Annotated in this window: 1 protein-coding gene; it reads right to left on the reverse strand. The window is 57.2% G+C overall.

The window, feature by feature from the left end; translation table 11 throughout:
* Nucleotides 1-478: 478 nt before the first annotated feature.
* The coding region (locus EN780_RS39960; protein WP_210215105.1) for a hypothetical protein at nucleotides 479-731 on the reverse strand (253 nt) is incomplete at its 5' end.

A 731-nucleotide genomic window follows, 5' to 3' on the forward strand; every position in this document is an offset into this window, starting at 1 on the left:
GTCCATCCGGTGCTCGAAATAGTCGCAAAACACCTTGTAGTCCGCGTAGGCGTCCTTGTCGCACCAATATGCGCCGAAGCGCCCCCAGGCCGGCGATCCCAGTCGGGGGCTGCAAGGTCTGGCATCGGGGGCTCTCAACTGGAATGGCGGCTCTGATAAGACCTTTCGCGGCTCTCCGACGCCGTACCTGCTGCGTGCAGTCGCAGTGAGGGGTTTTGCCCCCTTGTGAGGTTCGCAGCCCGTCGGTGCCGCCTCAGGTTGAAAAGGATCAACCTACAGATGATTGAGTAGACCAACCACATGTGTCGCTTCGAAGATTTGCCAGCGTGGTGACAATGGGTATGGCGAGAACAATTGAAGGATATCTGTCGTGCCACGACGGTGGCATCATTGGATGTCTCGTCGAGCACGGCGTGCGCCTGCTTCAAAACTGAGAAATCGAAGTCCGGTCCAGACGGCGGCCCATGCTACGACGAATTCAAGGGGAGAGCCCCGGAGGCGAAGTAAATCGGACCCATGAGAGACGCAGTGGAACAAGAACACTCAGGCACCTTTGTAGGGGCAGCGCTTGCCCGGCTTCGGCGCAATCGTACGCGCCATTCCGCTTCAGTGAGATCGCCCTGCTCAAAACTGCCTCCAAAAACAGTTTCAATCCAGCCTTGCGTATCACGCCAATCTGGGGTTGCGGCAAGCGCTGGCGAATGTCAAAAAGCTGTACAGGAAAAATATTC

This window comes from Mesorhizobium sp. M4B.F.Ca.ET.089.01.1.1, from assembly GCF_004022605.1.
GTDB classification, from domain to species: domain Bacteria; phylum Pseudomonadota; class Alphaproteobacteria; order Rhizobiales; family Rhizobiaceae; genus Mesorhizobium; species Mesorhizobium abyssinicae.